This window comes from Kribbella qitaiheensis, assembly GCF_042657745.1.
Lineage (GTDB): Bacteria > Actinomycetota > Actinomycetes > Propionibacteriales > Kribbellaceae > Kribbella > Kribbella qitaiheensis.
Window position 1 is genome coordinate 423,871 of the sequence record NZ_JBHSKE010000034.1, and the last position, 18,064, is coordinate 441,934.

The 18,064-nt window shown below is 67.7% G+C and carries 22 protein-coding genes; 16 read left to right on the top strand and 6 right to left on the bottom strand.

Translation table 11 applies throughout. From position 1 onward, the window contains the following. Nucleotides 1-9 precede the first annotated feature (9 nt). Nucleotides 10-1,005 carry a glycosyltransferase family 2 protein gene (locus ACFPJ1_RS24560; RefSeq protein ID WP_380107333.1) on the bottom strand — a complete coding sequence of 332 codons (996 nt, stop codon included), beginning with the start codon at nt 1,003-1,005 and terminating at the stop codon, nt 10-12. Between the two features lie 59 nt (nt 1,006-1,064). Here ACFPJ1_RS24560 and ACFPJ1_RS24565 point away from each other — a divergent pair, with 59 nt between their 5' ends. Then, on the top strand, nt 1,065-3,401 hold the full coding sequence (locus tag ACFPJ1_RS24565; protein WP_380107335.1) for a hypothetical protein: 2,337 nt from the start codon (nt 1,065-1,067) through the stop codon (nt 3,399-3,401). A 97-nt stretch (nt 3,402-3,498) separates the two neighbouring features. On the opposite strand, the gene ACFPJ1_RS24570 is transcribed toward ACFPJ1_RS24565, so the two are convergent. Then, nucleotides 3,499-4,497, bottom strand: a complete 999-nt coding sequence (locus ACFPJ1_RS24570) for a PseG/SpsG family protein (RefSeq protein WP_380107336.1) — start codon at nt 4,495-4,497, stop codon at nt 3,499-3,501. A 137-nt stretch (nt 4,498-4,634) separates the two neighbouring features. Between ACFPJ1_RS24570 and pseB the strand changes: the two genes are divergently transcribed. The 8 genes from pseB (at nt 4,635) to ACFPJ1_RS24610 (ending at nt 12,646) form a co-directional block, all read left to right on the top strand. Continuing rightward, complete coding sequence (gene pseB / locus ACFPJ1_RS24575) at nt 4,635-5,618, top strand: UDP-N-acetylglucosamine 4,6-dehydratase (inverting) (RefSeq protein WP_380107338.1); 984 nt, start codon at nt 4,635-4,637, stop codon at nt 5,616-5,618. Continuing rightward, complete coding sequence (pseC, locus tag ACFPJ1_RS24580; protein WP_380107340.1) at nt 5,611-6,747, top strand: UDP-4-amino-4,6-dideoxy-N-acetyl-beta-L-altrosamine transaminase; 1,137 nt, start codon at nt 5,611-5,613, stop codon at nt 6,745-6,747. Before pseB ends, pseC begins: the two co-directional genes overlap by 8 nt. Next, nucleotides 6,744-8,177, top strand: coding sequence for a methyltransferase domain-containing protein (locus tag ACFPJ1_RS24585; protein WP_380107342.1), 1,434 nt, complete (start codon nt 6,744-6,746; stop codon nt 8,175-8,177). Before pseC ends, ACFPJ1_RS24585 begins: the two co-directional genes overlap by 4 nt. After that, nucleotides 8,177-9,007 (top strand): hypothetical protein, encoded by an 831-nt coding sequence (locus ACFPJ1_RS24590; RefSeq protein WP_380107344.1) that lies wholly within the window; start codon nt 8,177-8,179, stop codon nt 9,005-9,007. The genes ACFPJ1_RS24585 and ACFPJ1_RS24590 overlap by 1 nt, the downstream gene beginning before the upstream one ends. After that, nucleotides 9,004-9,732: a cytidylyltransferase domain-containing protein gene (locus tag ACFPJ1_RS24595; RefSeq protein WP_380107345.1), complete on the top strand. Its 729-nt coding sequence runs from the start codon at nt 9,004-9,006 to the stop codon at nt 9,730-9,732. The genes ACFPJ1_RS24590 and ACFPJ1_RS24595 overlap by 4 nt, the downstream gene beginning before the upstream one ends. A 38-nt stretch (nt 9,733-9,770) precedes the next feature. Continuing rightward, nucleotides 9,771-10,577 (top strand): class I SAM-dependent methyltransferase, encoded by an 807-nt coding sequence (locus tag ACFPJ1_RS24600; RefSeq protein ID WP_380107346.1) that lies wholly within the window; start codon nt 9,771-9,773, stop codon nt 10,575-10,577. A gap of 90 nt (nt 10,578-10,667) precedes the next feature. Continuing rightward, a complete protein-coding gene (locus tag ACFPJ1_RS24605) occupies nt 10,668-11,009 on the top strand; it encodes a DUF485 domain-containing protein (protein WP_380107347.1) in 342 nt (113 codons plus the stop codon). After that, on the top strand, nt 11,006-12,646 hold the full coding sequence (locus ACFPJ1_RS24610; RefSeq protein WP_380107349.1) for a solute symporter family protein: 1,641 nt from the start codon (nt 11,006-11,008) through the stop codon (nt 12,644-12,646). The genes ACFPJ1_RS24605 and ACFPJ1_RS24610 overlap by 4 nt, the downstream gene beginning before the upstream one ends. 85 nt (nt 12,647-12,731) lie before the next feature. On the opposite strand, the gene ACFPJ1_RS24615 is transcribed toward ACFPJ1_RS24610, so the two are convergent. Further along, nucleotides 12,732-13,385: a winged helix-turn-helix transcriptional regulator gene (locus tag ACFPJ1_RS24615; protein ID WP_380107350.1), complete on the bottom strand. Its 654-nt coding sequence runs from the start codon at nt 13,383-13,385 to the stop codon at nt 12,732-12,734. A gap of 50 nt (nt 13,386-13,435) precedes the next feature. On the opposite strand from ACFPJ1_RS24615, the gene ACFPJ1_RS24620 reads away from it, so the two are divergent. The 4 genes from ACFPJ1_RS24620 (at nt 13,436) to ACFPJ1_RS24635 (ending at nt 15,250) form a co-directional block, all read left to right on the top strand. Further along, nucleotides 13,436-13,876, top strand: a complete 441-nt coding sequence (locus tag ACFPJ1_RS24620) for a pyridoxamine 5'-phosphate oxidase (protein WP_380107352.1) — start codon at nt 13,436-13,438, stop codon at nt 13,874-13,876. A 235-nt stretch (nt 13,877-14,111) separates the two neighbouring features. Next, nucleotides 14,112-14,474, top strand: coding sequence for a hypothetical protein (locus ACFPJ1_RS24625; protein ID WP_380107354.1), 363 nt, complete (start codon nt 14,112-14,114; stop codon nt 14,472-14,474). After that, a complete protein-coding gene (locus ACFPJ1_RS24630; RefSeq protein WP_380107356.1) occupies nt 14,446-14,877 on the top strand; it encodes a hypothetical protein in 432 nt (143 codons plus the stop codon). The genes ACFPJ1_RS24625 and ACFPJ1_RS24630 overlap by 29 nt, the downstream gene beginning before the upstream one ends. Nucleotides 14,878-15,094: 217 nt before the next feature. After that, nucleotides 15,095-15,250: a hypothetical protein gene (locus ACFPJ1_RS24635; RefSeq protein ID WP_380107358.1), complete on the top strand. Its 156-nt coding sequence runs from the start codon at nt 15,095-15,097 to the stop codon at nt 15,248-15,250. A gap of 168 nt (nt 15,251-15,418) precedes the next feature. On the opposite strand, the gene ACFPJ1_RS24640 is transcribed toward ACFPJ1_RS24635, so the two are convergent. Next, nucleotides 15,419-15,877, bottom strand: a complete 459-nt coding sequence (locus ACFPJ1_RS24640; RefSeq protein WP_380107360.1) for a tetratricopeptide repeat protein — start codon at nt 15,875-15,877, stop codon at nt 15,419-15,421. 261 nt (nt 15,878-16,138) lie between these two features. Between ACFPJ1_RS24640 and ACFPJ1_RS24645 the strand changes: the two genes are divergently transcribed. Continuing rightward, on the top strand, nt 16,139-16,834 hold the full coding sequence (locus ACFPJ1_RS24645) for a sensor histidine kinase (RefSeq protein WP_380107361.1): 696 nt from the start codon (nt 16,139-16,141) through the stop codon (nt 16,832-16,834). Between the two features lie 296 nt (nt 16,835-17,130). Here the strand turns inward: ACFPJ1_RS24645 and ACFPJ1_RS24650 are convergent, their stop codons facing one another. Then, nucleotides 17,131-17,367 carry a hypothetical protein gene (locus ACFPJ1_RS24650; protein WP_380107363.1) on the bottom strand — a complete coding sequence of 79 codons (237 nt, stop codon included), beginning with the start codon at nt 17,365-17,367 and terminating at the stop codon, nt 17,131-17,133. Between ACFPJ1_RS24650 and ACFPJ1_RS24655 the strand changes: the two genes are divergently transcribed. Next, nucleotides 17,293-17,526 (top strand): response regulator transcription factor, encoded by a 234-nt coding sequence (locus ACFPJ1_RS24655; protein WP_380107372.1) that lies wholly within the window; start codon nt 17,293-17,295, stop codon nt 17,524-17,526. The two genes, ACFPJ1_RS24650 and ACFPJ1_RS24655, sit on opposite strands and share 75 nt — an antisense overlap. Beyond that, nucleotides 17,457-17,882 (top strand): DUF3040 domain-containing protein, encoded by a 426-nt coding sequence (locus ACFPJ1_RS24660; protein ID WP_380107364.1) that lies wholly within the window; start codon nt 17,457-17,459, stop codon nt 17,880-17,882. Before ACFPJ1_RS24655 ends, ACFPJ1_RS24660 begins: the two co-directional genes overlap by 70 nt. Here ACFPJ1_RS24660 and ACFPJ1_RS24665 read toward each other — a convergent pair. After that, nucleotides 17,788-18,064, bottom strand: a 277-nt coding sequence (locus tag ACFPJ1_RS24665) for a hypothetical protein (protein ID WP_380107380.1), incomplete at its 5' end; no start/stop codon positions are given. The genes ACFPJ1_RS24660 and ACFPJ1_RS24665 overlap by 95 nt on opposite strands.

Below are 18,064 nucleotides of genomic sequence, written 5' to 3' on the forward strand. Positions count from 1 at the left end.
GCAGGGAGCCTACCTTTGCTCCGGCGACTGCCCGTCGATCGCCTCCGCGTAACTGTGGTGCCCGGGGTCCTCCAGGCTGTCGTAACCCACCAGGAACTGCGGCCGCCGCTGGCTCGACTGGAACAGCCGCGCCACGTACTCCCCCAGCAGCCCCAGGCAGAGCAACTGGATCGCCCCGATCACCCCGACCGCGAGCACTGTCGACGTCCAGCCGGGGACGCTGTTGCCGGACAGCTTGATGATCAGGGCAGCGACCACCACCCCGATACAGAGCAGCCCGCCGAGTAACCCGAGCCAGGTGGCCAACCGCAGCGGAGCGGCCGAGAACGCCGTCACGCTGTCGAAGGCCAGCCTGAACATCTTCGACCAGTTGTACTTCGTCACGCCTGCCGCCCGCTCGGCGCGAACGTACTTCACCTCGGCACTCGGGAATCCCAGCCACGGAATCACCAGCCGGAACACCCGGCCGTCCTCGGGGAGCCCGTTCACGGCTTCCACCACGCGGCGCGACACCAGCCGGAAATCGCCGGCGTCGAAAGGTATTTCCATGCCCACGAGGCGACACATCAGCCGGTAGTACATGCGAGCCGTGGTCCGCTTGGGCCAGGAATCACTCGACCGGTCGGACCGTACGCCGTACACGACGTCGACGTCCTTCTCCCGCGCGGTGGCGAGCAGTTCCGCGATCGCCTCGGGCGGATCCTGCAGGTCGGCGTCGATGGTGACCAGGTAGTCACCGCGAGCGCGGCGGAACCCCGCGGACAGGGCGGCCTGGTGACCGGAGTTCCGGAGCAGGCGGACGAGCCGGAGTTGCGGCCAGGTGGCGCCGGCCTCGCGGAGCAGGGTGGCCGTGGCGTCGCGGCTGCCGTCGTCGACGACCAGCACCTCGTAGCTGATCCCGAGCCCGTCGAGCAGCGGGTGCATCCGTTCGAAGAAGATCGGCAGCACCTCTTCCTCGTCGTACATCGGCACGACGACGGACAGCACGGGGTGACTGGTTGGCATGCGGACCTCCTTGCGGTGAGATTACTCGGCGTGGGGCCCAGCACGGATACCCTGCCTTCGTGTCAACCGTGACCGGCATCGCGCCCAGCCGCCCAGGCGCCCCGGAGCGGGAGAAGAGCCGGCCGTCCTGGCAGCCTCTCGTCCCGCACCTGGTCAAGGCCGCCGCCGGCCTCGCGGTGGCCTGGCTGGCGATCTGGCTGATGGCCGGGCACGCGTCCGCCGACAGCATCGTGTCGCTGGTGCGGTTCTGGATTTTCGGCATCACCCTGCCGGGCACGATCCTGTGGCGGCTGGCCAGCCCGTTCCGGCACAACCTGATCGAGGACATCGCGGCCGGCTCCCTGGTGGGCGTCTCGGTGCTCCTGCTGGTCTACATGGCCCTCGCACCGATCGGCCTGCAGGAGTGGGCCTGGCTGTGGGCCGCGCCCGTGGTGATCGCCGCTGTCTGCGTGCCGTCGTGGCGCCCGCGCATCCTCAGCCGGGTCGAGCGGCCGGTGAGCCCCATGACCGCCTGGCTAGTCGCTCTGGCCTTGGCCCTGCCCTTGTACGGGATCGGGCGCTACCGGAATCTCGTGCCCGCGCCGTACACAGATGCGCGGTCCAATTCGCCCGACATGGCGTTCCACCAGGCTCTCGCGGCCAGCGCGAGGTCCGACTTCCCCCTGCAAGCGCCGTACGTGCAGGGCGAGCAGATGGACTACCACTACTTCTGGCACCAGTTCACGGCCGCGGTGTCTTGGGCGACCGGGATCAACCTGACCGATCTGGTCTACACGATCGGCTGGGTGCCGCTGCTGCTCGCGGGGACCGCGCTGATCTTCGCGCTGACCGACCGGCTGGCTCCGGGATCGCGCTGGGCCGGTCCGCTGGCGATCGCGGTCGCCTCGATCGGCGGCACGGTGAACGCGTACCCGTCGGTGACACTGCCGGCCGAAGGGCTCATCACCTACGTCTGGGGCAGCCCGACGCAGAACCTCGGCGGCGCGCTGATCGTGCTGCTCGCGGTGATCGGCATCGACCTGCTGCGGGGCCGGAGCGGGCCCGGGACCTGGGTCCTGTTCGTCGTGATCGCCGCGGCGGCCTCGGGGTCGAAGGCGACCGTGCTGCCGCTGATCATCTGCGGGCTCGCGCTGGTCGTCTTCGTCCGGCTCTGCTACGGCCGGTTCGCCAAGGTCGCGCTGCTCACAGCGGCCGTACTCGGCGGATTGTTCGCGGCTTCGATCGTGGTGGTCTTCGGCATGCACTCGTCCGGACTGGCGGTGAAACCGTGGATCACCTTCGCCAAGGTCGGCGTCTATCCGCTCGTCGCGGAAGCCCTGCCGCCCGGCCAGCTCGACCACACCGCGATGTGGATCACCGCGATCACCACCTGCCTCGGCCTGGTCCTCGGCACGGCCGGTCTGCTCGTCCTCACCGGTACCGCGGCTCGCTGGTTCCGCGATCCCGGGATGATCTTCCTGGTCGGGATCTCCATCGCCGGGTTCAGCGGGATGGTGCTGACGGATCAGCCCGGCACGAGCCAGTTGTACTTCCACCGCACCGCCGTACCGATCATCGCGGCGCTGGCCGCGGCGGGCGCCTGGATGCTGGTGTTCTGGTTCGCCGACCGGCGGTCTGACCTCGCCGTGCTCGCGTCGATCGTGGGTGGCATCGGCGCGACCGCGCTGGCTCGCGCGATCGTCAAGGCACTCCCGTCGGATGGCAGACCCTTCCGCAAACCGGACGGGTCCTTGACCGGGCTGATCAGCCCGTGGTTGTGGACGATCTGCCTTCTCGCCCTGGTCGCGGTGCTCGTCACCGTGGTGTGGAAGCGGGTCGCCAACCGCAGGGGCCGTCCGACCAGGATCGCGATGGCGTCCTTCGTCCTCGCCGGGATGGGCGCGGGCCTGTTCCTGCCGCTCCAGGCGATGACCGAGTACGCCCCGGTATCGCTGGCGCCGCAGACGGACAAGCAACTGCTCGGCCCGAGCCGGAGCCAGACCGCCGCGGCCCTCTGGCTGAAGGACCACGCCGCCCCGGGTGACCTGATCGCGACCAACGCGCACTGCGCGATGAAGAACACCAACGGCTGCGACGCCCGGCACTTCTGGATCTCCGCGCTGACCGAACGGCACGTGCTGCTGGAGGGCTGGGCCTACACGAACACCCTCAACGACCTGGTCGCCGGCACCGGGCTGGGCCCGAACGGGTTGCCGTTCTGGGACCAGGCGAGACTCGAGGAGAACGACCGCGCGTTCATCTCCCCGAGCCGGGACAACCTGCGGGTGCTGCGGGAGAAGTACGGCGTCCGCTGGCTCTACGCGGACCCCACCCAGACGCTCCTGTCGCCCAACCTCGGCGCCTTCGCCACGCTGCGCTTCAAGGCCTCCGACGCACTGGTCTACGAACTGCCCTGAATGAATCGCTCCGAATGAACCGCCCTGAGGAACTGCACTGGTTGAACTGCACTGGGTGACACCTCAAGCAGTTCGTGCGGCTCCGGCATGCCACCGTCTACGAGATCAGGTGAAACAGGGCGTCGGCGACTCGGACCCTGCCCTGACCGTCCACCAGCTTCCAGCCGGCCTCGGCGATCCTGGCGCGTTCCACCGGATCCGTGAGGATCGGCCGGAGTACGGCGGCCGCCGCGGCTGGATCTGCCTTCAGGTCTGAGAGCACTCCGACTCCGACAGCCGCGCCGGTGGCGACCGCCCGTTCGTAGCCCATCTCCTGGTTGTCCACCACGCACACGAGGCCTGCCGTCGCCCCGAGGCACATCAACTCCCAGGTCGACGTACCGGACGCGCTGACGACCAGGTCCGAGGCCACCACGGCCCTGGCGAGCTGGGAGGTCGGGCCGATCACCTCGACCCGCTGGCCAGGATTCAGCGGTACTGCGGTGATCGCCTCGGCCAGGTCGTCGTCCGGAGCCACCACGAGGGCCTCGAACGGCTCCCCCGTCGCCGCGAGGGCCGCCGCGACGTAAGGACCGGCGCCGTACGCGTCGGTGCCCCCGAAGAACGCGAACACCTTCGGTACGCCGTACCGCCGGGGCTCGGGTGGTTCGACCGGACGGAGGGTGAGGATCTCGTCACGCAAAAGCACGTAGTCCAGGCCGGCGAGCCGGATCGCGCCCTCGGGGAGCTCCGGCTGGTCCAGCTCGGAGCCCAGGTTCTGGTCCACGAACACGTCGGCCTCGGCGCCGCGGAAGTCCCCGTCGACGATCGCGAGGGTGGAAATGCCGGACCTGCGCACTCCGGTGAACACCTCGCCCGGAAGGTCGTACGAGTCGAAGACGACGGCGTCCAGCTCAAGCCGCCGGAACAGCTCCACGTGCTCCTCGGCGGTCCAGACGGCTGGCTCCACCTGGATGCCCCGGGCCAGGATCTGGTCGTTCGCCCAGGGCACCGTGTGGCTGTCGCAGACGAAGACCACTTCGGCCCCGCGCAGCCGCAATTCCTCGGCCAGTGCCAGGCCCCGCATCACGTGTCCGATGCCCCGTCTGGGCCCCACGTCACACCTGACTCCGACCCGCCTCTGTCCAGTCACGCCCCAGACCGTATCCGGTCCTGCTGGAGCCTCCAGCTAAGGTAGCCACTTGCGTGGCATGGTCGCGCGGTCCAGAACGCACATAAGAAGGGTCACCCGACGTGTCCATCCTCACCGGCTCAGACATCCTCGTCACCGGAGGCACTGGGTCCTTCGGCAAGGCGTTCATCCGGTTCGCCCTCGACCAGCTCGACCCGCGGCGGATCATCGTCTTCAGCCGCGACGAGCTGAAGCAGTGGGAGGTTCGGGGGTACTTCGGCGACGACCCGCGGCTGCGGTTCTTCATCGGCGACGTGCGCGACCGGGCCCGGCTGAACCGGGCGATGCACAAGGTCGACTATGTAGTGCACGCGGCCGCGCTGAAGCAGGTCGACACCGCGGAGTACAACCCGTGGGAGTTCGTCCAGACCAACGTTGTCGGCTCACAGAACGTGATCGAGGCGTCCATCGACTCCGGCGTCAAGAAGGTCGTCGCGCTGTCCACCGACAAGGCCTCGAGCCCGATCAACCTGTACGGCGCGACCAAGCTGACCGCCGACAAGCTCTTCATCACCGGCAACCACTACGCGGCCGCCTACGACACCCGCTTCAGCGTGGTTCGGTACGGCAACGTGATGGGCAGCCGCGGCTCGATCATCCCGAAGTTCCGGGCCCTGCACGCGGCCGGCCAGTCGCTGCCGATCACCGACCTGCGCTGCACCCGGTTCCTGATCACGCTGCCGGAGGCGGTCGAGTTCGTGGTCGACTCGTTCGAGCAGATGATGGGCGGCGAGCTGTACGTGCCGCGGATCCCGTCGATGAAGGTCACCGACCTGGCCCAGGCGATCGCGCCGGGCGCGAAGATGCACGACGTGGGGCTGCGGCCGGGCGAGAAGCTGCACGAGGAGATGATCAGCCCGGAGGAGGGCCGCCGCGCGCTCGCGATCGGTAACCGCTACGTGCTGCAGCCGGACCTGGCGACCTGGGGCTACACCCCGCCGCCGCACGGCACCCCGGTGCCCGACGGCTTCCACTACGCCTCCGACACCAACGACCAGTGGTACACGATCGACGAGATCCGCAAGATCCTAGAGAGCGATGTCTGATCCGATGCTTCCCTACGGCCGCCAGTCGATCTCGGCGGAGGACATCGAGGCGGTCACCGCCGTCCTCCGCGGCGACTGGCTCACCACCGGACCCGCCGTCACGGCGTTCGAGACCGCCATCTCCGAGCTGACCGGCGGCCACCGCGCGGTCAGCTGCACGTCGGGCACCGCCGCCCTGCACATGGCATACGCCGGGCTCGGCGTCGGCCCGGGCGACGAGATCGTGACCACCCCGATGACGTTCGTCGCGACCGCGTCCTGCGCCGCGATCCTCGGCGCGAAGGTGGTCTTCGCCGACGTCGAGGAGGACACCGCGCTGCTCGACCCGGCGGCCGTCAAGGCCGCTGTCACCGAGCGCACGAAGGTGGTCGCGGCCGTCGACTATGCCGGTCACCCGGCGGACTACGACGCCCTGCAGCCGATCGCGGACTCGGTCGGCGCCATGACGCTGGACGACGCCGCACACTCGGTCGGCGGCTTCTACCGCGGCCGCCCGGTCGGCGACCTGGCCGATGTGACCACACTGTCGTTCTTCCCGACCAAGAACCTGACCACCGGCGAGGGTGGCGCCGTCGTCGCCAAGGACCCGGCGGTCGGGCAGCGGGTGCACGAGTTCCACTTCATCGGACTGGTCCGGGACCCCGAGCGGTTCGAGATCACCGACGAGGGTCCCTGGCACCAGGAAGTTCACGAGTTCGGCGTGAACTACCGCCTCACCGACATCGCCTGCGCGCTCGGGTTGTCCCAGCTGCGCAGGCTGGCGGCGTTCAAGCAGCGCCGGGCCGAGATCACCGCGCGGTACAACGAGGCCCTCGGTGCGGTCGACGGCCTCCGTACTCCGGTCCAGCGCGCGGACGTGGACCCGGCCTGGCACCTCTACCCGGTCCGCGTCCTCGGCGGCCGCCGGCGGGAGGTCTTCGAAGGCCTGCGGGCGGCCGGGATCGGCGTCCAGGTGAACTACATCCCGGTCTACTGGCACCCCGTGTTCGCGAACCAGGGCTACCAGCGCGGCATGTGCCCGAACGCGGAGCAGTTCTACCGCGAGGAGATCTCGCTGCCGATGTTCCCGGACCTGACCGACTCCGACGTCGACCGGGTGATCGACACGTTGACTAAGCTGGTCCAGTGACGAGTCTGGTCATGGTCGGCGCCGAGATGCTCAACTGGTCCGACCTCACTCCTCTCAACGGACGTCCCGCGACCGGCGGTCGCGTTCCAGCCGCTCTGCTCGACGCCGTGTTGAAGCCCACGGACTCCGTGCTGGTGGCCGGTCCGCATTCGCTCGACCTGCTCGAGCAGGTTGTCGGCGCGACCGCTTCCGTGGACGCGCTGGTCCGGTCCGCTCCGGACGCTGAAGAGATCGCCGCCCGAATCCCCGGTCGCGTCTACTGCGGAGCCCTCGACCGCTTCAGCTCCGAAGACGCGTACGACGTGATCGTGGCGCTGGACGGGTTGCATCGGCTGGTGGGACCTGACACCCCGGTACTGACCTGGTTCGACGCACTCGCCGCACTGAGGAAGCGGTTGGCGCCCGAGGGCAGGCTGTTGCTCGCGGCCGAGAACTCCTTCGGCATCGAGCGCTTGATCCAGCCGAACCTGGCCACCGTCGCGAACGACCAGGCCTGGCCCCGCGACCTCTTCGGCAGCGTCGAACCTCCGGCCGGGCTCAAGGCTGTCCAGGACGCCCTTGGCACGTCCGCGACGACGTACGCCGTCTATCCGGACCTGGCGGACCCCTCGGTCGCGCTGACCGGGACCGATACCCCGCTGGCCGGCGTGACGATCGCCCGAGCGGTCGCGTCGCGGTACACCGGCCCGATGATGTCCGATCCGTACCGCCTGATGCAGGACGCGATCGCCGCCGGCCTCGGCACGGAACTGGCCCCGGGCTGGTACTTCGTGATCGGCGCCGCCGACGTGCCTGACGTGTTGCCCGGTGATGCCGTGCCGACGGGTTCGGGCATCCTGCTGGAGGAGTACCTGCTCGATGCCCTCCGGGTCGACGACCAGGCGGCGATCCGGCGTACGGTGCCCGGCTATGTGTCGTGGTTGCTGGCGCAGGACACCGAGATCGCCTCGATCGCGTCGGCGGACAACGTGATCGTCGACGGTACGTCGTACCAGGTGTTCGGGGACGGCGAGCCGGTGGAGGGTCGCGGCGAGGCCCTCGTGGTCTCGCAGTTGGCGCGTTTCGTGCGGCGCTCACTGGAAGCCGGATCGAGGCAGTCGTGGACGGTCGGCGAGAGCACCCGCGGCCTGACCGCGCTGTTCGCGTCGATGGCCGGAATCACTCTGACAGAGGCACTCTGGGCATCCGTTGCCCCAGGCAATAAGCAGCCGCAGCCGGTCGGGAGTGCGGAGCAGGTCGCCACCATCGCCCGGCTCACCAAGGAGCTGTCCGAGGCAGCCACGCAGGCCATCTACTTCGAGCGTCAGCTGAGCAGCATCCGCCGGTCGCGTGCGTACCGGATCGGCATCGCGGTGATGAACCCGGCGAAGGTGGTCGTCAGACGGGCTCGCCGCAGGGTCAGGCGGGTTCGCCGCAGGGTGGGTCGCTGATGCACCACGCGAACCACTTCTACGGCCACGCGCACGTGATGGCCTCGTACGCCGGGCTGCCCGGCGCGCCGGGCATCTGGGGCTACCTGCAGCACGGCTGGAACATCCTCGACGGGTTCGCGTTCGGCACCGCCTTCGTCGACGGGATGCCGAAGTTCGTCTGGTCCGACAGCGTCCGGCGGCGCGGCTGGTCGATGGGGCTGCGCAACTACTCGGTGATCGGCGCCACCTGGCTCTACCTGCTGAAGGTGCACCCGGAGCTGGCCACCCCGGCCAAAGATGCCGCCGGCACCATCTTCTACCCGTTCCACGGCTGGGAAGGCCAGCACGTGCTGGGCGATCACGGCCGGATCGTTGCCTCGATCAACGAGCACGAGAAGGGCCCGGTCACCGTCTGCCTGTACTGGAACGAGTACGACAACCCGGCCATCCGGCAGGTCTACCAGCAGGCCGGCTTCCGGGTGATCACCCACGGGTACCGCGGGCTGCACTGGCTCGGGACCGACGCGGACTTCCTGCTGAAGCAGCTCCGCGAGGTCCGCAAACACCGCCGCGTCGCCTCCAACCGGCTCAGCTCCGCCGTCCTGTACGGCGCTTCCCTGGGCCTGCAGCCCGGTGTGTACGGCGACCCGATGCTGCTGGAGAACGAGCATCCGTCCTTCGGCGGCCAGGCCCGGATCAAGCGGCTGTGGCCCGAGATGAACCAGCCGTACGTACCGCTCGACCAGGCCCGGGAGTTCACCGATACCGAGCTCGGTGTCGAGCACCTAGCCGGTCCGGCGGAGATCCGTGAGTTGTTCAGGTGGACCACGTTGAAGGCGGTTTCGTGAAGATCGGCATCATCACCCAGGCCCGCGCGACGAGCACCAGGCTGCCCGCGAAGGTGCTGCTGTCCGCCGGCAAGCGGACCTTCCTCGAGCACCACCTGGACCGGCTGGCCCGCACCGGGCTTCCGGTGATCGTGGCAACCACCACGAACGCCGACGACGAGCCGATCGTGGCGCTGGCCGGCGAGGCCGGGGTCCCGGTCTTCCGTGGCAGCGAGCTGGACGTGCTCTCCCGATTCGCCGGCGCGGCCCGCGAACACGAGCTGGACGCGGTCGTCCGGGTCACCTCGGACTGCCCGCTGATCGACGAGGAGGTCGTTGCCGCGGGCGTCGAACGGTACCGCGCCGAGAACGACGAGAACCTGTACGTGTCGAACTGCCTCGAGCGGACCTACCCGCGCGGGATGGACTACGAGGTGTTCTCGGTCCCCCAGCTGCTCGAGGCCGAGGCCCGGGCCACCCTGCAGGCCGACCGCGAGCACGTCACGTCGTACCTGCACCAGAACCGCGGCGGGGACGTCCGCCTGCTCAACCTCCCGTGGCAGGGCGGCGGCTCGCAGTACCGGCTGACGCTGGACACCGAAGACGACCGGCTGCTGCTGACCACGCTGATCGAGGACTACGCCGCGACCACGCTGAACTGCGCCGATCTGGTCGAGATCATGGCCGCGCACCCCGAGCTCGCCGCGCTCAACGCGCACATCGAACAGAAGAAGCTCGGCGAGTAACGCCCCGCAAGGCGGTGGCTACGGCATGATTTGCCGTGATGACCACCGATGACTCAGGTCCTGATGCCGGTCGCGCGCGATCCTTCGGCGCCGTCGCCGCCGCGTACGACGCGGGCCGGCCGACGTTCCCTGCCGACGCGCTGACCTGGATCCTGGGTCCCGGCCGGCTCCAGATCCTCGATCTCGGGGCAGGGACAGGCAAGCTGAGCAAGGCCGCCGCGTCGCTCGGGCACGACGTGGTCGCGGTCGATCCGTCCGAGGAGATGCTCGCGCTGTGCCGGCGCGTTCCCGGCATCGACACCATGGTCGGAGCCGCCGAGTCCATCCCGCTGGCGCACGCCTCGGTGGACGCGGTGCTCGTCGGACAGGCCTTCCACTGGTTCGAGCACGCCCGCGCGCTGCCCGAGATCGCCCGGGTACTGCGGCCGCACGGCGTACTGGGACTGCTCTGGAACAACCACGACACAGTAGTCCCCTGGGTCAGGCGGCTGCACCGGGCGATCATCGGCGAGGACTTCCTGGCCGGGAACGACGAGTTCGACCCGATGCCGATCCTGCTCCAGTCGGACCTGTTCTCGATGGTGGAGACGGCCCGGTTCCGGCACTGGCACGACCTGGACCGCAACGGGCTGCGGCAACTCGCCCAGTCGCACTCGCGGGTCGCCGTGCTGACCGAGTCCCGGCGGGAGTCGGTGCTGGAGCAGATCGACGCCATCTACGACAGCACCGCGAGGCCACCGGAGCCGCTGCGCGTTCCGTACTTCACCAACTGCTACCGCACCCGGCCCAGCGATCTCGCCAACTACCGCCGCACCCTGGACGCGCCCCTCGCACCACCGCTGTGACCTGAAACGTTTTGGTTGCATTCGGTCACAAACGCTCGACAAACGGCTAACGTGCACCTGTTCGCCTTCCGACCGAAGGGTGCAGTGCAGATGTCTGAGGAAGTAGTGCACGACCGCGAGGCTCGTGCGTATGAGGCTGTGCACGAGGCGCGCGACTTCCAGGAGCTGAAACGCCGGTACAAGAACTTCGTGGTGCCCTGGACCATCACGTTCATGGCCTGGTACCTCCTGTACGTCGCCTGCTGCAACTGGGCGCGTGACTTCATGAGTCACCAGGTGGTCGGGCACATCAACGTGGCGCTGATCTTCGGGCTGCTCCAGTTCGTCTCGACCTTCCTGATCGCGGCCCTGTACGGACGGTTCGCGAACCGGAGGCTGGACCCGCTGGCCAGCGGGCTGAACGCCAAGTACAAGAGGGAGCGCCGCCGGTGACCAGTCTTCTCGTCCCGTTGGCGGACGCCGAGCCGGGTAACCAGGCCCTCACCATCTCGCTGTTCACCGCGGTCGTCGCCGTCACGCTCTACATCACCTGGTGGGCGTCCCGGCAGAACAAGACGACCGCCGACTACTACGCCGCCGGCCGCAACTTCAGCGGCTCCCAGAACGGCCTGGCCGTGGCCGGCGACTACATGTCCGCCGCGTCCTTCCTCGGCATCTCCGGCCAGATCGCGCTCTTCGGGTACGACGGCTTCCTGTACTCGATCGGCTTCCTGGTCGCCTGGCTGGTGGCCCTGTTGCTGGTCGCCGAGCTGCTGCGGAACTCCGGCCGGTTCACGATGGCCGACCAGCTCGCCTTCCGGATGCGGCAGCGGCCGGTCCGGACCGCCGCCGCGACCTCGACGATCGTGGTCTCGATCTTCTACCTGCTGGCCCAGATGGTCGGCGCCGGTACGCTCGTCGGCCTGCTGCTCGGCGTCACCGGCGACACCCTGAAGGCCGGCGTGATCGTGCTGGTCGGCGCGCTGATGATCATCTACGTGACCATCGGGGGCATGAGGGGCACCACCTGGGTGCAGATCGTGAAGGCCGTGCTGCTGATGAGCGGCACTCTGCTCATCACCTTCCTGGTGCTGCTGAAGTTCCACTTCAACCCGTCCGAGCTGCTCGGCGCCGCCGCCGAGAAGTCCGGTAAGGGCGAGGCGTTCCTGCAGCCGGGTCTGCTGTACGGCAAGGACCTCGTCGGCCAGATCGACTTCCTGTCGCTCGGCCTCGCGCTGGTCCTGGGCACCGCGGGTCTGCCGCACATCCTGATCCGCTTCTACACCGTGCCGGACTCCAGGTCAGCCCGGAGATCGGTGCAGTGGGCGATCGGACTGATCGGCGCCTTCTACCTGATGACGCTGGCCCTCGGGTTCGGCGCCGCGGCGCTGCTCGACACCGGCAAGGACAGCGCGGTGGCGGCCGCGAAGGGCAACACCGCGTCGGTACTGCTGGCCGAGGTCGTCGGTGGTGGCGCCGGCTCGATCGGCGGCGCGATCCTGCTCGCGCTGATCGCGGCCGTCGCCTTCGCCACCATCCTGGCGGTGGTCGCGGGCCTGACGCTGACCTCGGCGTCGTCGTTCGCGCACGACCTGTACGTCAATGTCATTGCCAAGCGCAAGGTCACCGAGAAGGAGGAGATCCGGGTGGCCCGGTTCGCCGCGATCGGCATCGGCGCGATCTCGATCGGGCTGGCCATCCCGGCGCAGAAGCTGAACATCGCGTTCCTGGTCGCGCTCGCCTTCGCGGTCGCGGCCTCGGCGAACCTGCCGGCCCTGCTGTACAACCTGTTCTGGAAGCGGTTCAACACCTCCGGCGCGGTCTGGAGCATCTACGGCGGCCTGATCTCCGCCGTGGTGCTGGTGATCTTCTCGCCGGTCGTCTCGGGCACGCCGACCTCGATGATCACCGACGCGGACTTCTCCTGGTTCCCGCTGTCCAACCCGGGCATCGTCTCGATCCCGCTCGGCTTCCTGCTCGGCGTGGTCGGCACCTACCTGGGCACGGACAAGACCAGCGCGAACCGCTACAACGAGCTCTCCGTCCGCGCCCTGACCGGCGCCGGCGCCGAGACTGCCTCGAAGCACTGACCGATCCTCCGCTGGACCCTGAACGGCGCACGTTTCGTCGAAGCGTGCGCCGTTCAGGGAGAGGACGCGGCAGCGGCCAGTCGGGCTAGTTGGGAGCAGGTGTCGGGCCGATGCGGAAGAGCTTGGCGAAGCGGGCCAAGGCGGCAACGGATCCGTTGGTGCTGACGATGCCCGCCTTGAGGGCCGCCTTGGCGTCGAGTTCCCCATTCAGCAACGGGCTCAGCGGCGCGTAGGCCTCGATCGCGAGATCCGCGTCCGGGAGCGGACCCGGCGCTGCCTCCAGTGACTCCCCGTCGACGATCGCGTGCACGACCACCTCGCCGAACCGCAACTCGTACGTCGCCTTGGCGTCCCCCGGCTCGAAGGTGGATCGCAACGCCATCACCAGCGTCTCCGCCGTGGCGATCTCGCCCGGTCTGAGCTCGCCGAGTGACCGCGCTCCCCAACGGCCCAGGGCGAGCACAACCTGGTCGAGATCGGCGCCGTACGGGGTGAGCTCGTAGACGATCGCGCCGGACGGCCTGGGCTGGATCCGGCGGGTGACGATGCCCGCCTGCTCGAGCTCCTTCAGCCGGGTGGCGAGCACGTTCGTGGGGATCTTCGGCAGCCCGGCGCGCAGATCCGTGTACCGCTTCGGCGCGACCAGCAGGTCCCTGATGATCAGCAGCGCCCAGCGCTCCCCGACGAGTTCCAGCGCGCGGGCGACCCCGCAGTACTGGCCGTAGGTCTTGGTCGTCATGTTGCCTACTCTACTTGACAGATCATGCTTGCTTTTATGAAGCTTACTACATGACAACAATGACGAAGCAGCAGCGCGAAGAGTTTCTGGCCGACCCCCACGTGGGCGTCCTGAGCGTGGCAGGTGGCGCCGGCCAGGCACCGACCAGCGTGCCGACGTTCTATGCCTACGAGCCGGGCGGCGAGATCACCATGTTCACCGGCACCCAGCGGCGGGCGCCGAAGCGGATCGAGCGGATCAAGGAGGCCGGCGTGGTGACGCTGGTCGTCCAGCGGGAGGCGATGCCGCCGGCGTACGTGACCGTCGAGGCGGAACTCGTCACGGTCGCTCCGCCGACGCCCGAGCAGATGCTGACGATCGCGCGGCGCTACATGCCCGAGGAGCACGCGCAGGGTTACGTCCAGGGCGAACTCGGCGACCCGGACAACCTCGTCATCCTGCTCACCTTCCGGCCGGTCCGCTGGTTCAGCTCGGACACCTCGACCGATTGACCGTCACGAACCGTTGACGCTCGCGTAGCCGTGCCGTAACAATGAGCCAGCGCTGCGCAAGAACTTAGCAAAAGGCGAGCAACTTCCAGAGTTTCTCTGCAATTTCTTGGCAGCCGTGATCCCCTGCGCCCTCACCAACCGCCCATCAGGAGAGGCCCCCGGATGCCATGAGAACCAAACCGCAGAAATGGCGGCTGCTGGCCGTCGTGCTCACCGCCGGGCGGCTCGGGCGAGCATGCTCACTACGGCGGAGCCGCCGGGAAAATCGTCTGAGCAGGCCGCGACAATCCCACCCCTGCTGGAAGAACTCCTCCGACCCCACATTGCTGTCAGCGATGCTCTTTCCAACGTCGATCCAGCGGATCTGGCCGCGCTGGCTGCTGACATTGCGGATCGACAGGCTGCGGCCGACCTCGATCCCGACCTACTCGTTACCAATGTTCGCAAGCGTATGCTCGCCGCCCTCTCGGAGAGTGAGGACTTCGCCGGCGAAGTGATGGTGGCCGCGACCACCGTTCTCGACCAGGTCATCAAATTCGTGGCGCGGCGTCTGAACACAAGAGTCGACCATGAAGTACCTGTTCAGCCCGGACGCTAACGAACAGGACCTACACACCGACCTCTACGACTGGCTCTCCGCTGGGCCGCTCAGCAGCCTCACGAATGTTGAGGTGCACGAGGTCGGCGCAGGCCGCGTCGACATCCAAGTCCAGTTCTCCGGCTTCCACTTCTACCTGGAACTAAAGGCGGATGACAGCGCAGTCCCGATCCAGGACAAAGCTAAATACATCAAGCAGACCGTCAGCTACCAGGCCGCGGACATCCGCATCGGCTTCCTCGTCGTCCTTCGCCTGACCCCGCCGAAAGACAAAGGACCCTCGCTGCACCTGACCGATATGGTGTCGCACACAACTGTGAGAGTCCAAGGTAGTGCGTCCGACCGTCACGTCGTGATGCTCGAGGTGGCAGGCAATCAAACCAAGCCCTCATCTGTGCGCTGACCACCGAGAAGTACGCCCGAGCCCAGCCGGGCTTCCGCGACTATGCGCTCCACCCTGCCACCGAACTCGGTTCCGAGGTCAAGCGACGCCCGGCCTGCGATGTGCGCGACTTCGTCGCTACCTGGCGTTTGCACTCCCACCGAAGCGAGAGGCCCCGCTGTCAGCCCCTGCCGAGGTCGACGGCACGGCGCACGATGAATATGGCGACCCGCCAACGATGTTCCTGGTCACAACAGCGCCGGTTGCGGACGCCTTCGACACCGTGTCGCGGCTGTACCCCGACAAGATCGTCGTCCAGATCTCGACCGACGGGCTCTGCACGGTCGGTGGGACGATCCTTGCCACGCAGCAGCAGCCGAAGACCCAGACTTGAGGCTCGATGCCACAGGCGCGGCAGATCCTGCCTGGATGACTGCCGCCTCGGCCGTCTCCACATCGGCACGGGCCAAAGAATTATGAACCCGAAAGCGGTTCCGTGTTCTGCCAGCGGCCAACTCGAGCGCCGTCGCCATGAGCGACAGCAGCTTCGGCGGTCACAAGACTAATCCCTGCTCCCCTCGCGTCTGATTTGTAGTTGACGAAGATTGTCCAGCGCGTAGGGAAGGCCCGACTCGCGGAACCATCGTTCGGCATCGTCGAGCTCACCGCTCCAACTCAGTACGACTCCGAGGTTGTTCATCGCGTCCCTGTGGCCAGCTTCGGCCGCCTTGCGGTACCAATGCGCGGCCTCGTGCTGGTGTTCAGGCCGATCGAGAAGCAGGTTGCCGAGGTTGTTCATCGCGTAGTCAAGGCCGGCTTCGGCCGCTTTGCGGAACCGTGCCTCGGCCTTGGCGAAGTCCCCGCGCTGTTGCTGCATAACCCCTAGAGAGTTCATCGCCATCAGGTCGCCCGAGGCAGCGGCCTTGCGATACCAGTGTTCGGCCCCAGCGTAGTCACCGCGTCCGCTTAGACGATGGCCGAGCCGACTCATTGCGTCGACGTGACCCGCTTCGGCGGACATGCGGTTCCACGCCTCCGCCCCATGCCAGCCACTGTGAGCCTGCATCCAGGTTCCCAGGTTGTGGCACTCCAGGATCAGCCGCCAACCCGCGATGCCCGACAGTTGGATCTACTCACCACCCGGCCCACCGGAGCACGTCCCCGGGCTCAACCAGGGGAGTCGACCCGGGTATCCCCGGGGACGACGCGCGCCGATCGGCGCGAGGGTTGTCACATCAGCGCACCGCACGGGTCGCTTCAGAGAAGAATGAGAACCCATGTCATGAGCACGACAGCTGCGAAAGACGGCACGGATGGCTACTACACGGACTGGCGCGAGGGCCGTGACGTTACGTTCTCGCGACGGCAGGGCGTGCACGACCGCTTGACTGGGGCGCAGCTTGCCGAGCATGCCGCCCGGCTTGCTCGAAAGAACGAGGCGCTGGAGGATTTCGCGGCACTCGTTGCGCACGACGTGAAGTCTTCGCTCCTATCCGTCCTGATGAGCGACGAACCGCGCAAGGTCCTGATGCGGGCGCTAGAGATAGTCGACTCGATCCTCGCGGCGACGCGCGCCGATCGAGCTGATGGTGGCGCAGCGCAGGGAGCCGACTGCGTGCGACAGGCCGCCGCCGACCTTGGAGATATTCGCGCTGAGGTCATCACAACAGTGACCGGCGAATTCCCGATCTCGCCGGCTGCCCTTCGTATCGTGCTACGGAACCTGTTGGCGAACGCCGTCGCGGCGGGCGCAGGCCGCATCTTTGTCTCGGCGGTTGCTCGCGGGGATCGGCGTGTGCTCGTCGTCGATGACGACGGCGTCGGGCTCGGGTGCACCGACCGTTACGCGACCGGTGGTCACCTGGGCCTCGCCTTGTGCCGTCGCCTGGCCGCCCGGTACGGGGGCGTGCTGGAGCTCAAGCCGCGAGCCAGCGGTGGAACGCGCGCCGTACTTGTCCTCACCCAGGCCGACCGATGATCCAGGTCCTCCTCGTCGACGACCACGCGCGCTTCCGTTCGTCGCTGCGCCTTCGGCTTGAGCACGAAGACGGGGACCGTACCCGTCGGCTACGCCGGCACCGCCGAGCAGGCGGTCATCAAGACACATGCCTTGCAGGCCCGATGTGGTCTTGCTCGATCTGGTCCTGCCACGAAGGAATGGCTCCGACATCATTCCGGGCCTGCTGAGACTGTCCCGGCGCCGAAGGTCTTGGTCGTTTCGTCGCACACCCAACCGACGTCGGTACGGCAGGCGATCACCGCCGGCGCGCGCGGTTATGTGCCCCAGCGAACGTCTGACACCGAGTTGATCAAGGCGGTCCGCCAGGTCGCCCCGGCGAACGCTACGTCGATCCCGATCTGGGAGCGCAGTTCGTCATCGCGGATCGGCAGCCGGCGCTCGAACCGATCAGCGATCGTGAGCGCGAGGTTCTCCATCTGCTCGCGCTCGGTTACACGAACCAGGAGATCAGCAAGAAGCTCTACATCTCGCGGCGAACGGTCGATACGCACCGCGCACACATCATGCGGAAGCTCAGGCTCGACACCCGCGCCCAGCTAGTCCTGCTCGCACTCGCAAGCGGCCTGATCGGCGCGTCGCGATGTTCGCAACCGTCGGCAAGCCCGCGTCGCCCAAACTCAACGCGACACGACCGGCGTGCTGCCAACTGAGACCCAGCCACGTAAGGGGAGATATTCCATTGACCAGGGACGCCGAGCAGCGCCAACTGGCCGAGATTGAAAGTGGACTGCGCCGCGACGACACGGCCTTCGTGCGACATTTCGACAAGCGGTCGCTCACACCGCGGAGGCGCCACGTCGGGGCGAAACTCGCAATCCTGGTTGTGTCGGCGGTCCCTGCGGTCGCCCGGGTTCTCGGCGGGTGCCGGGATGGCAGTCATCGTGCTATCCGTCATCGGCAGCATCGCTATCTCATCGGTCTATGGCGATGTCGAGCACAGCAAGGAGGTCGAGATGATCCGCCAGCTTCGCACTACCAGATCGGCAATACCGCGCAAAGCGTGTAACTTGCGCGGGCGCATCGTAGATCTCCAAGGTCAGCCACTCACCCACGCCCACGGCCCGCCCCCGACCCACCTCAGCGCCCCACACCACGCGACCACCGGCCAACGGTGGATCGAGGCTGATATGTAGGGCCTTCTTGTCAAGTGGGCAGGGCGAATTGGTCCTGAGTTTCGGGTCAGGACAG

What these genes read in the sequence shown, in the direction of transcription:
- ACFPJ1_RS24605 (WP_380107347.1), top strand. Translation starts at nt 10,668, where the DNA reads ATGTCTGAGGAAGTAGTGCACGACCGCGAGGCTCGTGCGTATGAGGCT.
- ACFPJ1_RS24660 (WP_380107364.1), top strand. Translation starts at nt 17,457, where the DNA reads ATGTTCGCAACCGTCGGCAAGCCCGCGTCGCCCAAACTCAACGCGACA.
- ACFPJ1_RS24630 (WP_380107356.1), top strand. Translation starts at nt 14,446, where the DNA reads ATGAAGTACCTGTTCAGCCCGGACGCTAACGAACAGGACCTACACACC.
- ACFPJ1_RS24590 (WP_380107344.1), top strand. Translation starts at nt 8,177, where the DNA reads ATGCACCACGCGAACCACTTCTACGGCCACGCGCACGTGATGGCCTCG.
- ACFPJ1_RS24640 (WP_380107360.1), bottom strand. Translation starts at nt 15,877, where the DNA reads ATGTCCGCCGAAGCGGGTCACGTCGACGCAATGAGTCGGCTCGGCCAT.
- ACFPJ1_RS24620 (WP_380107352.1), top strand. Translation starts at nt 13,436, where the DNA reads ATGACAACAATGACGAAGCAGCAGCGCGAAGAGTTTCTGGCCGACCCC.
- ACFPJ1_RS24560 (WP_380107333.1), bottom strand. Translation starts at nt 1,005, where the DNA reads ATGCCAACCAGTCACCCCGTGCTGTCCGTCGTCGTGCCGATGTACGAC.
- pseC (WP_380107340.1), top strand. Translation starts at nt 5,611, where the DNA reads ATGTCTGATCCGATGCTTCCCTACGGCCGCCAGTCGATCTCGGCGGAG.
- ACFPJ1_RS24625 (WP_380107354.1), top strand. Translation starts at nt 14,112, where the DNA reads ATGCTCACTACGGCGGAGCCGCCGGGAAAATCGTCTGAGCAGGCCGCG.
- ACFPJ1_RS24635 (WP_380107358.1), top strand. Translation starts at nt 15,095, where the DNA reads ATGTTCCTGGTCACAACAGCGCCGGTTGCGGACGCCTTCGACACCGTG.
- ACFPJ1_RS24645 (WP_380107361.1), top strand. Translation starts at nt 16,139, where the DNA reads ATGAGCACGACAGCTGCGAAAGACGGCACGGATGGCTACTACACGGAC.
- ACFPJ1_RS24600 (WP_380107346.1), top strand. Translation starts at nt 9,771, where the DNA reads ATGACCACCGATGACTCAGGTCCTGATGCCGGTCGCGCGCGATCCTTC.
- ACFPJ1_RS24615 (WP_380107350.1), bottom strand. Translation starts at nt 13,385, where the DNA reads ATGACGACCAAGACCTACGGCCAGTACTGCGGGGTCGCCCGCGCGCTG.